The organism is Bradyrhizobium sp. LMTR 3 (genome assembly GCF_001693485.1).
GTDB lineage: Bacteria > Pseudomonadota > Alphaproteobacteria > Rhizobiales > Xanthobacteraceae > Bradyrhizobium.
In genome coordinates, this window is sequence record NZ_MAXC01000007.1 from 150,252 (window position 1) to 163,717 (window position 13,466).

The window sequence follows — 13,466 nt, forward strand, 5'->3', positions numbered from 1 at the left end:
AATTTCAGCACCCGCTTTTGCTGATCGAGCCGGACGCCCCATGGCCCTTTCCAGAGACGATATCCGAAGCGCCGCCAAGCGGCTCGATGCCGCCGAAAAGACCCGCAAACAGATCCGGCAGCTTTCGCTTGAACATCCCGGCATAACGATCGAGGATGCCTACGCTATTCAAAAAGCATGGGTCGAGATGAAGGTCGCGCAGGGGCGCACCGTGAAGGGCCACAAGATCGGCCTGACCTCGAAGGCAATGCAGAGCGCGCTCAATATTGACGAGCCTGACTCCGGCATCCTGCTCGATGACATGTTCTTTGCCGACGGCGGGCTTGTACCGTCAGATCGTTTCATCGCCACCCGCATCGAGGCCGAACTCGCCTTCGTGATGAAGTCGCGGTTGGCTGGACCGGACTGCACGATGTTCGACGTGCTCAACGCCACCGACTTCGTGGTGCCGGCGCTGGAGATTCTGGATACGCGGGTCGAGCGGATCGATCCGCAGACCAAGGCTAGCAGGAAGATTTTCGACACCATCGCCGACAACGCCGCGAATGCCGGCATCGTGCTCGGCGGCCGGCCGATCCGGCCAATGGACACCGACCTGCGCTGGATCGGCGCGCTCTGTTTCCGCAACGGTCAGCTTGAAGAGACCGGGCTTGCGGCCGGAGTCCTCAATCATCCCGCGACGTCAGTGGCGTGGCTTGCCAACAAGATCGCGCCGAATGGGTTAGCGCTCGAAGCCGGCCAAGTGGTGCTGGCGGGCTCGTTCATCCGACCGATCGAAACCCGCAAAGGCGACACGATCCAGGCGGATTATGGACCTTACGGTTCGGTGAGTTGCTACTTCGCCTGATGCTTTAAGACGACAGGAGCCATCGGAACATGCCGCACTTCACGATTGAATATTCAGCCAATCTCGATGGGCGCGTCGACATGGGCGCGGTCGTGGAACTCGTCCGCCAAGCGGCGGTCGAGACCGGCATCTTCCCGCTCGGCGGTATTCGCGTCCGCGCGATCAGATGCGAGCACTATGCGATCGCGGACCGCCGCCAAGCTTACGGCTTTCTCGACATGGTATTGCGGCTTGGCGAGGGCCGCGACCTCGCCACCCGCAAGAAGGCCGGCGAACATATTTTCAAGGCGTTGTCGGCCTACCTTGATCCGGTGTTTGCGAGCGAAAAGTTCGCGCTGTCGTTCGACATGCAGATCAACGACAAGGAAACAAGCTGGAAGCGCAACAACATCCACGAAGCTCTGAAAGTGGAGGCTATCAATGGATAAGGTGACACCCAAGGACGGGTTTCAGGCCAATCGCGACCGTGTGGCTCCCCTGCTCGCCAAGCTGAAGAGCGAAGGCATCGGGCATATGATCGACGGCAAGACCGTGCCGTCGGTCTCCGGCCAGACATTTGAGACGAAGTCCCCGGTTGATGGCGCAGTGCTGGCATCGGTCGCGCGCGGCAACGCCGAAGACATCGACCGCGCCGCAACCGCCGCCGCAACGGCCTTCAAATCCTGGCGCGACATGCCCGCCGCCGCGCGGAAAAAATTGCTGCATCGCGTGGCCGACGCTATCGAGGACAACGCCGATGATATCGCGGTGCTGGAATGCATCGACACCGGCCAGGCCCACCGCTTCATGGCCAAGGCCGCGATCCGGGCGGCGGAAAACTTCCGTTTCTTCGCCGACAAGTGCGGCGAAGCCCGGGACGGCCTCAACACACCCAGCGAGGAGCACTGGAACATCTCGACCCGGGTGCCGATCGGCCCGGTCGGCGTGATCACGCCGTGGAACACACCATTCATGCTGTCGACCTGGAAGATCGCGCCGGCGCTGGCTGCCGGCTGCACCGTCGTGCACAAGCCGGCCGAATGGTCACCGGTTACGGCGGACCTGCTGGCGAAGCTTGCGAAACAGGCCGGCTTGCCGGACGGCGTGCTCAACACGGTCCACGGCATGGGTGAGGAAGCGGGCAAGGCGCTGACCGAGCATCACGCCATCAAGGCGATCGGTTTCGTCGGCGAGAGCTCGACCGGTTCCGCGATCATGGCGCAGGGCGCCCCTACCCTGAAGCGCGTGCATTTCGAGCTCGGGGGCAAGAACCCCGTGATCGTGTTCGACGACGCCGATCTCGAACGCGCGCTCGATGCGGTGGTCTTCATGATCTACTCGCTCAACGGCGAGCGCTGCACCTCGTCGAGCCGGCTGCTGGTTCAGGAGAGCATTGCCGAAAAATTCGTCGACAAACTCACCGCCCGGGTCAAGGCACTGAAGGTCGGCCATCCGCTCGACCCCGCCACCGAGATCGGCCCCCTGATCCATGAGCGGCATCTTGCAAAAGTCTGCAGCTATTTTGACATCGCCAGGAAGGACGGCGCCACCATCGCGGTGGGCGGCAGGCCGCATGACGGCCCCGGCGGCGGGCATTACGTGCAGCCGACCCTCGTCACCGGTGCGCACTCAAAGATGCGGGTGGCGCAGGAGGAAGTGTTCGGCCCGTTCCTGACCGTGATCCCGTTCAGGGACGAGAAGGACGCCATCGAGATCGCCAATGGCGTGCAGTATGGCCTGACCGGCTATGTCTGGACCGGCGATATGGGGCGCGCGCTGCGCGTCGCGGACGCGCTGGAGGCCGGCATGATCTGGCTCAATTCCGAAAACGTCCGCCATCTGCCGACGCCGTTCGGCGGCATGAAAGCTTCAGGCATCGGCCGCGACGGCGGCGACTACTCGTTCGATTTCTATATGGAAACCAAGCACGTCTCGCTCGCCCGCGGGACGCATAAGATTCAGAGACTGGGAATCTAGAACGCACCGTCGTTCCGGGGCGATGCGAAGCATCGAACCCGGAACCTCGAGATTCCGGGTTCAGCCCTGCGGGCTGCCCCGGAATGACGAACCAACCAAGGGAACGCCCATGCCGGTGCCTACTCACACATTCACCCCGCCGTTCAACATCATCCGCTGCAGCCATGCCGTGCTCGACGTCACCGACCTCGGCAAGAGCCGTGCCTTCTACGAGACCACCGTCGGCCTGCATGTCGAGGACGCCGACGACAAGGCGGTTTACTTGCGCGGCAGCGAGGAGCATCAGCATCACTCGCTGGTACTGCGGAAGGCACAGGCCGCGGCCTGCAATCGGCTCGGCTTCAAGGTCGGCAATGACGGCGATCTCGACAAGGCCGCGACCTTCTTTTCCGAGAACGGCATCGCCTACGCCTTCGCCGATCAGCCGTTCCAGGGCCGCACCCTGCAGTTCAGCGATCCCGCCGGCTTCCAACTCGAGCTCTATGCGTCGATGGACAAGCGCCCGCATCTGCTGCGGCGCTACGATCTCTACAAAGGCTGCCATCCGCAGCGGCTGGATCATTTCAACGTCTTCGCACCCGAGGTTCAGGGCACCATCGACTTCTATGCGCGGCTCGGCTTCCGGCTGACCGAATACGGCGAGGAAGACGGCCCGAACGGGCGGATCGCGGCGGCCTGGATGCATCGCAAGGGCAACGTCCATGACTTCGCCATCACCAACGGCCGCGGTCCTCGCCTGCACCATTTTGCCTATTGGGTGCCGACGGCGATGAACGTCCTGCATCTCTGCGACGTGATGGCTTCAAGCGGATATCTGAAGAACATCGAGCGCGGCCCGGGCCGCCACGGCATCTCGAATGCATTCTTCCTCTATGTCCGGGACCCGGACGGCCACCGGCTCGAACTCTACACCAGCGACTACTTCACGGGAGACCACGACCACGAGCCGCTGCGCTGGTCGCTAAAGGACCCGCGCCGGCAAACGCTGTGGGGCGCACCGGCGCCGCGCTCCTGGTTCGAGGAGGGTTCGCCCTTCACGGGGCAAGAGGTTCGCGATCCGCTCTTTGTCGCCGACGTCTTGATCGCGGATTGACGGAACAGAAGATGGCTCCTCCCCGCCTCGCCACTTTCACCGTCAACGGCGCGCAGAAATACGGCGCCGTGACCGATGCCGGCATCGTCGATCTCTCCGACCGGTTCGGAACGGAATACCCGACGCTGCGCGAAGTCATCGCCGCCGGCGCGCTGATGAAACTCGCCGAGGACGCGGCGCGGCGCGTGCCGGATCATGCGCTCGATGCGATCAGTTGGCAGCCGCCGATCCCCGCACCGGAAAAGATCATCTGCATCGGCGTGAACTATCCCGACCGCAACGCCGAATACAAGGACGGCCAGGACGCGCCGAAATATCCGAGCATGTTCATGCGGACACCGCGCTCCTTTGTCGGCCACAACGCACCGCTGGTCCGCCCGCGCGCCTCGGCGCAACTCGATTACGAGGGCGAACTGGTGCTTGTGATCGGCAAGGCCGGACGGCACATCAAGGAGAGCGACGCGCTCGACCACATCGCGGCCATCACGCTCTGCAACGAGGGCACCATCCGCGATTGGGTGCGGCACGCCAAGTTCAACGTCACCCAGGGCAAGAATTTCGATTCCACCGGCAGCCTCGGCCCCTGGCTCGTGCCCTACACCGATGAAAGCCAGATTGCGGACATCCGCCTCACCACGAAGGTCAATGACGAGACGCGACAGGATGACCGGACCGGCCGGTTGATCTTCGGCTTCCGCTACCTGATCAACTATCTCTCGACCTTCACCACGCTGGTGCCCGGCGACGTCATCGTGACGGGTACGCCGACCGGCGCTGGCGCGCGGTTCGACCCGCCGCGCTATCTGAAGCCTGGCGACGTCATCGAGGTTGCGGCCGAGGGTATCGGTGTGCTCAAAAACGGCGTCATCGACGAAGCCTGAAAAATCCCGTGAGCGAGTGGACAGAACGATGAAATCAACTTCCGGCGGCGAAGCGATCGTCAACGGCCTCGTCGCGCATGGCGTCGACACCGTGTTCGGCCTGCCCGGCGCGCAGATCTACGGATTGTTCGACGCTTTCCATCAGGCGCAGTTGAAGGTGATCGGCGCGCGGCATGAACAAGCCTGCGGCTACATGGCCTTTGGTTATGCGCGTTCATCGGGCAAGCCGGGCGTGTTCAGCGTGGTGCCCGGTCCGGGCGTACTCAATGCCAGTGCGGCGCTGCTCACTGCGTTCGGCTGCAACGAGCCGGTGCTGTGCCTGACCGGACAGGTGCCGACGGCGTTTCTCGGCAAGGGCCGCGGCCATCTGCACGAGATGCCGGACCAGCTCGCAACGCTGCGCACCTTCGTGAAATGGGCCGAGCGCATCGAATATCCCGATGCGGCGCCGGCAGCCGTGTCGCGCGCTTTTCAAGAGATGATGTCAGGCCGCCGCGGTCCGGTGTCGCTGGAAATGCCGTGGGATGTTTTCACGCAGCGCGCGCAGGTCGGCACCTCATCCATGTTCGATCCGTTCCCGGCGCCGCAGCCCGATCCCGATCGCATCAAGGCGGCGGCTGCGCTGATCAAGGATGCGAAGCGGCCGATGATCTTCGTCGGCAGCGGCGCAATCCATGCGCGCGAGGAAATTCTCGAACTGGCCGAAATGATCGATGCGCCTGTCGTAGCGTTCCGCAGCGGCCGCGGCATCGTCTCCAACGCGCACGAACTCGGCCTGACCATGGCGGCGGCCTACAAGCTATGGCCGAACACCGATCTGATTATCGGGATCGGCACGCGCATGGAGCTGCCGGCTTCGGGATTTCGCTGGCCGTACCAGCCGAAGGGACTAAAATCCGTTCGCATCGATATCGATCCGGCCGAGATGCGCCGGCTTGCATCCGACGCCGCCGTGGTCGCGGACGCGAAAGCTGGCACGGCCGATCTCGTGGCGGCTGTGAAGAAGGCTGGCTGTGGCAGGACCAGCGGCCGGCGCGCCGAAATCCGCGAAGCCACCGCAGCGGCGCATCAGGAGATCCAGAAGGTTCAGCCGCAAATGGCCTATCTGAACATTCTGCGCGAGGTACTGCCGGCCAATGCGATTGTCACTGATGAACTCTCGCAGGTCGGCTTCGCCTCCTGGTACGGCTTTCCGGTCTACGAGCCGCGCACTTTTATCACTTCGGGCTATCAGGGCACGCTCGGCTCCGGCTTCCCCACCGCGCTCGGCGCCAAGGTCGCCAACCCGGACCGCCCGGTGGTCGCGATCACGGGCGACGGCGGGTTCATGTTTGGCGTGCAGGAACTATCGACTGCCGTGCAGTTCAAGATCGGCGTGGTCACGCTGGTGTTCAACAACAACGCCTATGGCAATGTGCGGCGCGACCAGCGCCAGCATTTCGACGGACGCGTGGTGGCGTCCGACCTGGTCAATCCGGATTTCGTGAAGCTGGCCGAATCCTTCGGCGCGGGGGCTGCGCGGGTAACTTCGCCCGATCAGTTCCGGCCCGCGCTGGAGAAGGCGCTGGCCGATGGCGGGCCGTCCGTGATTTCGGTGGAGGTGCCGACGGATTCGGAAGTGAGCCCGTGGGCGTTCATCCATCCGCCGAAACCGTAGCTTAAGGCACGTCGTTCCGGAGCGATGCGAAGCATCGAATCCGGAACCTCGAGATTCCGGGTTCGGTCCTGCGGACCGCCCCGGAATGACGGCGGAGAGAGCTAGACCCGCGTCGCCAAACTCCGCTGCATCCGCGACGCCGCAATCACCAGCAACCCCGCTCCAGCAACCGACCAGCACGCCACCGGCGCCCAGTGCAACAACTGCGCGTATTCCGGCAGCTTTTGCAGGCCGCCGGCCACCGCGGCCATCCGCGCAAAGGTTGCAAGCGCCAGCGCGGAAAATACCAGCCCCACCACCTTGCCCTCGGCGCCGGTCTCCCCGATCGCCAGCGCCGCCGAAACTGCGGCCATCAGCATGCAGCCCCACGCCGCGCCGGCGACGAACTGCGCCGCGATCAGCAGGTTGAGATTGCCGGCCATCTCCGCGCCGAACACGGCCAGCGCGCCGAGCAGGCCGGCGGCGCCCATCACGATCAGCCCGCCGCGATGCTTGACCACGACGCTCGCCGGAAACATCGCGATATTGAAGCCGATCCAGAACACCGGCATCAGCCATGGCAATTCGTCCGGCTTGGCAAACCGCAGGAAGAACGGCGTGCTGTTGATGGAAAAATGCAGTTGATAGCCGAGCGAGAGGATCAGCATCGAAGCGATGAAGAACGTCGGTATCGGGCCAAGCGGTTTTGCAGGTGCAACCGGTTGTTTTGCGGCGCGAGGTGCATGCGCCAGATCACGCTCGACCCTCGAGAGCGCGAACGTCGTGAGCAGCAGTACCACGCCCGAGATCACGAAGGGCAGCCGCGGGTCGTGATTGCGCAGCACCACGCCGAGATAGGGCGAGACAGCGCCCGCCAAGCCGTAGCCGAGCATCGTCAGCGCCGACAAAAACGGGATCACCGGCCGCGCGGCGTACTTACCGAGCAATGTCAGCGGTGGCGCGCGCAGGGCCGATGACGTCACGACCCAGACCAGGATCAGGGCGATGAACCAGACCTGCGCGCCCGGCCCCGTACCCGCCACGAACGGCAGCGCGACAAACGCCGTGCAGGAGATTGCTGTCAGGACAGCGACGAACACGCCGAGCTTGCCGACGAAGGGTGCGATCCTGTCGGCGGCAATCCCCATCGCGGTGTCGGTGATGGTGAAGATTGCCTGATCCAGCATCAGGATCAGGATCACGGCTGATGGCGCGATGCCGACATCGGCGCACAGTTTTGGCAAATAGATGACGTAAGTGGTCCAGCCCAGCGTGAACACGAGCTGGAGCACGGCGAGGTAGACGCCGGTTCGATTGGCGGTGGTGGTGGTTTCGGATATTGCTTCTGTCATGCTCATGTCGCCCCCCGGCGGAAAGAGCATAGACGATGAAAACGGTCGATGGAACGTCTCTTCCCTTCTCCCCTTGTGGGAGAAGGTGCCTTCGCGCAAGCGAAGGCGGATGAGGGGTTCTATCCGCGGAGACAGACCCCTCATCCGTCTCGCTGCCGCTTCGCGTCAGCGATCCACCTTCTCCCACAAGGGGAGAAGGAAGATCAGCGCGCCTTGCGGAAAGTGAGATTGATGCGCTGGCGGCCCATCAGGGCGTGCTCGCCGTCGGCCAGCGGGGCCACGCCGTGGAAGAACAGCCGCGACGGTCCGCCCCAGACCACGATGTCGCCATGCTCGAGCCGGTAGCGCTTCGGTTTGTCGGCGCGCTTCGGGCCGCCGAACAGGAAGATTGCAGACAGACCGAGCGACACGGACACGATCGGCGCGGCGAAATCCTGCTCGTCCTTGTCCTGATGGAGCGACATCCGTGCGCCGGGCGCGTAGCGGTTGATCAGGCAGGCGTCGGGCGCGAAGCCGGCAAAGCCAGCCTCGGCGGCCGCCTGCTCCGCAATTGCGCGAAAGGCCCGCGGCATCTCCGGCCAGGGCTGGCCGGAATCCGGATCAATGCTGTCGTACCGATAGCCGCTGCGGTCGGTCACCCAACCGACACCGCCGCAATTGGTCATCGCGACCGACATCTGGTGACCACCAGGCGTAAACATACGACGGAATGGCGCTCGCGCGATGATCTCGCGCAACGCCGCGACCACTTCGTTTTCGAAGGGCTTCGCATATCCGCGCAGCAATACCGCGCCGTCCGCCATCGCTTCGCGCGATGGGCGCACGTCCGGCACGGCCTCGAACAAATCCGCAGTCAATTCTATCAGTACTCACTTGGCGTCGTGAAAGATCACCCCGACGGTATGGCGATGGCCGGACCGTATCCGGCTGACGCCATGGCGCAGGTTAACGCGATAGGGCCCACGCGTCCCCTGCACCGGCCGATGATGCACAGCAAAGGCCACCGCATCGCCCTGCCTCAGCGGTACCACCTCGGGCCGCGACTGCATCCGCGGCCGCTGCTCCGTCAGCACGAATTCGCCGCCAGTGAAATCGCGCCCGGGTTCCGACAGCAGGATCGCGACCTGCAGCGGGAACACGTGCTCGCCATAGAGGTCCTGATGCAGGCAATTGTAGTCGCCCTCGCCATATTGCAGCAGCAGCGGCGTCGGCCGCGTCTGCCCGGCGTCGTGGCAGCGTTTCAGGAACGCTGCATGCTTGTCGGGATAGCGGATGTCGATCCCCATCGTTTCATTCCAGCGATTGGCGATGCCATAAAGCCGTACATAGAGCGCGGGCCGCAACTGCGCGATCAGTTCGGGCAGCGGATAGGCGAAATACTTGTATTCGCCTCGGCCGAATCCGTGGCTCCCCATCACGATGCGGCTGCGGAAATTCCTGTCGTCGGGATAGAGCGCAGCGAGGGCGTTGCATTCGTCCGGCGACAACAATCCCTTCAGCACGGCGCAGCCCTGCGCGTCGAGGTCGGCGGTTACCTGCGTCCAATCGATGGCATCGACGCGGGTGGCGATGTCGGGAGCAGGATGGTGGAGGATTTTCGCGGTTGCTTTCATGGCGGCTAGTCTCGCAGTCAGCCCACGACAAAACCACCCGATTTCCGACGAGTTCCATCCCCGTCATTGCGAGCGTAGCGAAGCAATCCACGCCTCAACTCGGGGATAGATGGATTGCTTCGTCGCTATCGCTCCTCGCAATGACGGCAATTGGAGGCGTCACCCCAACACCGGCAGCGCGGTCACGTCATAGCCGTGGCTGATCTTCCGCTTCAGCACGGGATCCTCCAGTTCGAACTCGAAGCGATCAGCCGGGCGGATGCCGCCCTTTGCCGCAAACGTGCCGCCGAACATGGCGCAGCCGTCGGGCAGGCCTTTGCCGTCAAAACCGCGCTCGATCAGATCCTTGACTGGCAGCATCGCATCCAATGTGCCCTCCTGGTAGAGCACCCGCGCGCCGCCGATGATGGCCCAGGAACGCAGGATCAACTTGTCCCAGTGACCGATGACCTCCTCCAGTTCCCACAGCACCGAGGCCACCGGCTTGTCGCACATCTGTTTTGAGACGGTGACGCTGTAGCTTTCCACCTTGCGGTCGGTATGGTCGGAGCCGCAGCCGACAAAGATGCGGCCCTGCCAGCCGATCAGCACGAACTCGACCTCGCCGCTGGAATCGCTGCCCGTTACCTCGATACGGTCGTCCTGGGTAATCCGCCGCGCCGAGCAGCGATAATAGATCGGCGTCGTCGCGGGTCGCGCGATGCCGAGCGCTTCCAGTTCGACGATATGCTTGTCGCGCGCGACCGGATCGCGCCCGGTCCAGCCTGCGATCACAGCCTGGTCGATCGCGAGCGTCAGCGGCGTCAGCATACCCTTGTCGTCGACGTTGAAGGTCAGATCAAACACGGATGACATCCTCCATTCCGGCGGCGAGTTCGAAGACGCGGCGGTCCGATCCGCCGGCGGCTGCGAGCATCAGCCCGACCGGCACCTCGCCCTCGCGATGCGCCGGCAGCGAGATCGCGCAGCCATCGAGCATGTTGATCAGGGTGCAATTGCGCAAGGCGCGCAGATTCTGCGTCGCGAAGGCCTGGTCGTCGGCGAGGTCGGCGATAACAGGCGGCGTATTCGCGGTGGTCGGCAGCACCAGCGCGTCATACGGCGCGATGCGCTGTTCGGTCCGCGCAATGAACGAGCGGCGCGCCTTGAGGATGTCGATATAGTCCGCCGCGCTGATGCCCTCGCCGCGCAGGATGCGGACGCGGACGCGAGGGTCGTAGACGTCGCCTTTGCCGGTGAGCAGGTAGCGGTGCCAGGCGTAGCTTTCGGCGGCGGCAAAACCGCCCTTGCTGTTCATGACGCCGACGTCGTGAAATTCCGGCACCTCGATGCGCTCGATCAACGCGCCGTGGCGCGACAGCGTCGCCAGCGCGCGCTCGAAGGTTCTGGCGACCTCCTCGTCGAGGTCGTCGAGCGCGATCGTGGTCGGCACCGCAAGCCGCATGCCCTTGATGGTGCGCGGCTGCAACGGCTGCACGGCTTCATCCGCGAGCACGGCATCCAGCACCGCACAGCAAGCTACGCTACGCGCCAGCGGCCCAAAGCTGTCGAGCGAGGAGGACAGCGGCACGCCGCCGTCGAGCGGCACGCGCGCCTGTGTCGGCTTGTAGCCGACGATGCCGTTATAGGCCGCCGGAATCCGGCAGGAGCCGCCGGTATCGGTGCCGAGCGCGCCATACGCCATGCGGTCGGCGATCGAGACCGCCGCGCCCGAGGACGAGCCGCCGGGCACATGGCCGACGCTGCGGTTCCAGACGCTCTTCGGCGTGCCGTAATGCGGATTGATGCCGATGCCGGAATAGGCGAACTCGGTCATGTTGGTGCGGCCGATCACGATGAAGCCGGCCCGGCGCAGCCGCGCCACCACGGGCGCATCGGCGTCTGCCGGCGCAGAATCTTCCAGCGCGCGGGAGCCGGCGCGGGTCACCTGTCCCTTGATGTCGTAGAGATCCTTGATCGAGACGGGAATGCCGGCATAGGGCGATGGCGCGGCGCCCGCTTTGCGCAGATGATCCATCGCGTCGGCTGCGGCGATCGCTGCGTCCTTGTCGACGTGAATAAAGGCCCGTGCGCCCTCGCCGGCGGGATCGGCAATCCTGGCGAGGCATTCCTCGACCAGTTTGCGCGCGGTGGTGCGTCCGGCATCGAGATCGGCAGCGAGACTGGCAAGCGTCGGATGGTCAGGCATGGCTCTCTCGTTCATTCCTGTGGCGTCACTCGTGGTCCGAAGCGAACCCGATGTCGAACGGTGCATCGGCGATTTGCCGTGGCGCGGACTATTGCCCGAGACACGCTGGCATACAAGCGCTCTCGGGCGCGGGAATGCGGCCATGCATCTCCGTCGCCGCTCGGGCCGTTGACGGGCAATAGACAAATGTCGCATCAAGACCGCAACAAGCGGGTAACGCCCGACTTCCCCAAGGAGAAACTGCCGCTATGGCCGAGCCCGCGCGCGCCAAACCAAAACCGACCCCGGAGACCCAGTATTTCTGGGACGGCACGCAGGCCGGCGAACTGCGCCTGCAGCGCTGCGATGCCTGCGCCAATGTCTATTTCCCGCCGCGCCCGTTCTGCCCGTCCTGCGGCTCGCGCAAGGTTTCCGTCTTCAAGGCCAGCGGCAAGGGCAAGCTCTACAGTTATGTCATCAACCACCGCCCGGCAGCGCCCGGCTTCACCCCGCCTTACGCGATCGCCGTGGTCGAGCTCGACGAAGGCCCGCGCATGATGAGCAATATCATCGATTGTCCGCAGACGCCGGAGGCGCTGGAGCTCGACATGAAGCTCGAGGTCGCGTTCGAAAAGCTCGACGACAAGATCACCCTTCCCATGTTCCGTCCGGCGAAGGGTTAGGCACCATGCGCAGGAATCAAGTTGCCGTCGTCGGTGCTGCCGAGACCACCGAACTCGGCATCATCCCGAACATGTCGCAGATCCAGCTCCACGCGGATGCGGCGCTCAATGCTATCGCCGATGCCGGGCTCAAGCTGTCCGACATCGATGGTATCGCGACCGCCGTGGAAACTCCGCAGCAGATCGCCCATTACCTCGGCATCACGCCGACCTGGGTGGACGGCACTTCCGTCGGCGGCTGCTCGTTCATGCTGCACGTCCGCCATGCGGCGGCAGCGATCGAGGCCGGCCTGTGCAAGACCGTGCTGATTACCCACGCCGAAAGCGGAAAATCGATGATCGGCAAATTGCCGCGCTCGATCCCCGCCGACAGCCTGCAGGGCCAGTTCGAGGCGCCGTTCGGCGTCTACGGGCCGCCCAGCATGTTCCCGATTCCGGTGCTGCGCTACATGAAGACCTACGGCATCACCCATGAGCAGATCGCCATGGTCGCCGTCGTGCAGCGCGAATGGGCCGCAAAGAATCCGCGCGCGACCATGAAGGACCCGATCACGGTTGCGGACGTGTTGAACTCGCGGATGATCGCCTACCCGTTCCGCCTGCTGCAGTGCTGCCTCGTCACCGATGGCGGCGGTGCGCTGATCCTGACCTCGGCCGACCGCGCCAAGGACTTTCCGAGAAAGCCGGTCTACATCCTCGGCACCGGCGAGAGCGTGGAAACGCCGATGGTCAGCCAGATGGAGACGTTCAACTCCTCGCGCGCCTTCAAGGTCGCAGGCCCCACCGCCTTCAAGGAGGCCGGCATCACCCACAAGGACGTCGATCATTTGATGATCTACGATGCCTTCGCGCATCTGCCGCTCTACGGCCTCGGCGATCTCGGCTTCATGCCGCACGAAGAGACCGGCAAGTTCATCGCCGACGGCAATACTCGCCCCGGCGGCAAGCTGCCGCTCAACACCAATGGCGGCGGATTGAGCTACATGCATTCCGGCATGTACGGCATGTACGCGCTGCAGGAGAGTGTGCGGCAAATGCGCGGCATCGCGCCGGCGCAGGTCAAGGACGCGAAGATCTCGGTCTGCCACGGCGTCGGCGGCATGTTCGCGGCGAGTGGCACGATCATCTTTACGAACGAACGCTAGGAATGCGAGCCCGAGCGGAGCCCTCAATCCGTCATTGCCGGGCTTGACCGGGCAATCCATCTTCTTCTGAAGAAGGATGGATGCGCGGGTCAA

Annotated in this window: 13 protein-coding genes; 8 read left to right on the forward strand and 5 right to left on the reverse strand. The window is 64.1% G+C overall.

The genetic code is table 11. From position 1 onward, the window contains the following. The first annotated feature begins 40 nt into the window (after nt 1-40). From hpaH to LMTR3_RS06740, 6 genes are all read left to right on the forward strand, one after another. Nucleotides 41-847: a 2-oxo-hept-4-ene-1,7-dioate hydratase gene (gene hpaH / locus LMTR3_RS06715; protein ID WP_065744296.1), complete on the forward strand. Its 807-nt coding sequence runs from the start codon at nt 41-43 to the stop codon at nt 845-847. A 29-nt stretch (nt 848-876) separates the two neighbouring features. Beyond that, nucleotides 877-1,275: a 5-carboxymethyl-2-hydroxymuconate Delta-isomerase gene (locus LMTR3_RS06720; RefSeq protein WP_065744297.1), complete on the forward strand. Its 399-nt coding sequence runs from the start codon at nt 877-879 to the stop codon at nt 1,273-1,275. After that, nucleotides 1,268-2,803 carry a 5-carboxymethyl-2-hydroxymuconate semialdehyde dehydrogenase gene (hpaE, locus tag LMTR3_RS06725; RefSeq protein ID WP_065744298.1) on the forward strand — a complete coding sequence of 512 codons (1,536 nt, stop codon included), beginning with the start codon at nt 1,268-1,270 and terminating at the stop codon, nt 2,801-2,803. Before LMTR3_RS06720 ends, hpaE begins: the two co-directional genes overlap by 8 nt. A gap of 109 nt (nt 2,804-2,912) precedes the next feature. Further along, nucleotides 2,913-3,896 carry a 3,4-dihydroxyphenylacetate 2,3-dioxygenase gene (hpaD, locus tag LMTR3_RS06730; protein WP_065744299.1) on the forward strand — a complete coding sequence of 328 codons (984 nt, stop codon included), beginning with the start codon at nt 2,913-2,915 and terminating at the stop codon, nt 3,894-3,896. Nucleotides 3,897-3,907: 11 nt separating this feature from the next. Next, nucleotides 3,908-4,777: a fumarylacetoacetate hydrolase family protein gene (locus LMTR3_RS06735; protein ID WP_065744335.1), complete on the forward strand. Its 870-nt coding sequence runs from the start codon at nt 3,908-3,910 to the stop codon at nt 4,775-4,777. Nucleotides 4,778-4,805: 28 nt separating this feature from the next. Beyond that, a complete protein-coding gene (locus LMTR3_RS06740; RefSeq protein ID WP_065744300.1) occupies nt 4,806-6,434 on the forward strand; it encodes a thiamine pyrophosphate-dependent enzyme in 1,629 nt (542 codons plus the stop codon). A gap of 101 nt (nt 6,435-6,535) precedes the next feature. Here LMTR3_RS06740 and LMTR3_RS06745 read toward each other — a convergent pair whose 3' ends face one another. The 5 genes from LMTR3_RS06745 to LMTR3_RS06765 all read right to left on the reverse strand — a co-directional run bounded on the left by LMTR3_RS06745 (nt 6,536) and on the right by LMTR3_RS06765 (nt 11,566). Next, complete coding sequence (locus LMTR3_RS06745) at nt 6,536-7,771, reverse strand: MFS transporter (RefSeq protein ID WP_065744336.1); 1,236 nt, start codon at nt 7,769-7,771, stop codon at nt 6,536-6,538. 197 nt (nt 7,772-7,968) lie between these two features. Beyond that, complete coding sequence (alkB, locus tag LMTR3_RS06750) at nt 7,969-8,622, reverse strand: DNA oxidative demethylase AlkB (protein WP_065744301.1); 654 nt, start codon at nt 8,620-8,622, stop codon at nt 7,969-7,971. Nucleotides 8,623-8,634: 12 nt separating this feature from the next. Then, entirely contained in the window at nt 8,635-9,378 is a 744-nt protein-coding gene (locus LMTR3_RS06755) for a 2OG-Fe(II) oxygenase (protein WP_065744302.1), read from the reverse strand. A 159-nt stretch (nt 9,379-9,537) separates the two neighbouring features. Further along, on the reverse strand, nt 9,538-10,224 hold the full coding sequence (locus LMTR3_RS06760) for a DUF2848 domain-containing protein (protein WP_065744338.1): 687 nt from the start codon (nt 10,222-10,224) through the stop codon (nt 9,538-9,540). Further along, nucleotides 10,217-11,566: an amidase gene (locus tag LMTR3_RS06765; RefSeq protein WP_065744337.1), complete on the reverse strand. Its 1,350-nt coding sequence runs from the start codon at nt 11,564-11,566 to the stop codon at nt 10,217-10,219. Before LMTR3_RS06765 ends, LMTR3_RS06760 begins: the two co-directional genes overlap by 8 nt. Nucleotides 11,567-11,814: 248 nt before the next feature. Between LMTR3_RS06765 and LMTR3_RS06770 the strand changes: the two genes are divergently transcribed. Together LMTR3_RS06770 and LMTR3_RS06775 are read left to right on the forward strand one after the other, a co-directional pair. Then, a complete protein-coding gene (locus tag LMTR3_RS06770; RefSeq protein WP_065744303.1) occupies nt 11,815-12,228 on the forward strand; it encodes a Zn-ribbon domain-containing OB-fold protein in 414 nt (137 codons plus the stop codon). Between the two features lie 5 nt (nt 12,229-12,233). Beyond that, a complete protein-coding gene (locus LMTR3_RS06775; protein ID WP_065744304.1) occupies nt 12,234-13,373 on the forward strand; it encodes a thiolase C-terminal domain-containing protein in 1,140 nt (379 codons plus the stop codon). Nucleotides 13,374-13,466 lie beyond the last annotated feature (93 nt).

Coding starts and splice junctions, on each gene's coding strand:
- LMTR3_RS06765 (WP_065744337.1), bottom strand. CDS start 11,566: ATGCCTGACCATCCGACGCTTGCCAGTCTCGCTGCCGATCTCGATGCC.
- LMTR3_RS06775 (WP_065744304.1), top strand. CDS start 12,234: ATGCGCAGGAATCAAGTTGCCGTCGTCGGTGCTGCCGAGACCACCGAA.
- LMTR3_RS06740 (WP_065744300.1), top strand. CDS start 4,806: ATGAAATCAACTTCCGGCGGCGAAGCGATCGTCAACGGCCTCGTCGCG.
- LMTR3_RS06720 (WP_065744297.1), top strand. CDS start 877: ATGCCGCACTTCACGATTGAATATTCAGCCAATCTCGATGGGCGCGTC.
- hpaE (WP_065744298.1), top strand. CDS start 1,268: ATGGATAAGGTGACACCCAAGGACGGGTTTCAGGCCAATCGCGACCGT.
- hpaD (WP_065744299.1), top strand. CDS start 2,913: ATGCCGGTGCCTACTCACACATTCACCCCGCCGTTCAACATCATCCGC.
- LMTR3_RS06755 (WP_065744302.1), bottom strand. CDS start 9,378: ATGAAAGCAACCGCGAAAATCCTCCACCATCCTGCTCCCGACATCGCC.
- LMTR3_RS06770 (WP_065744303.1), top strand. CDS start 11,815: ATGGCCGAGCCCGCGCGCGCCAAACCAAAACCGACCCCGGAGACCCAG.
- LMTR3_RS06745 (WP_065744336.1), bottom strand. CDS start 7,771: ATGAGCATGACAGAAGCAATATCCGAAACCACCACCACCGCCAATCGA.
- LMTR3_RS06735 (WP_065744335.1), top strand. CDS start 3,908: ATGGCTCCTCCCCGCCTCGCCACTTTCACCGTCAACGGCGCGCAGAAA.
- hpaH (WP_065744296.1), top strand. CDS start 41: ATGGCCCTTTCCAGAGACGATATCCGAAGCGCCGCCAAGCGGCTCGAT.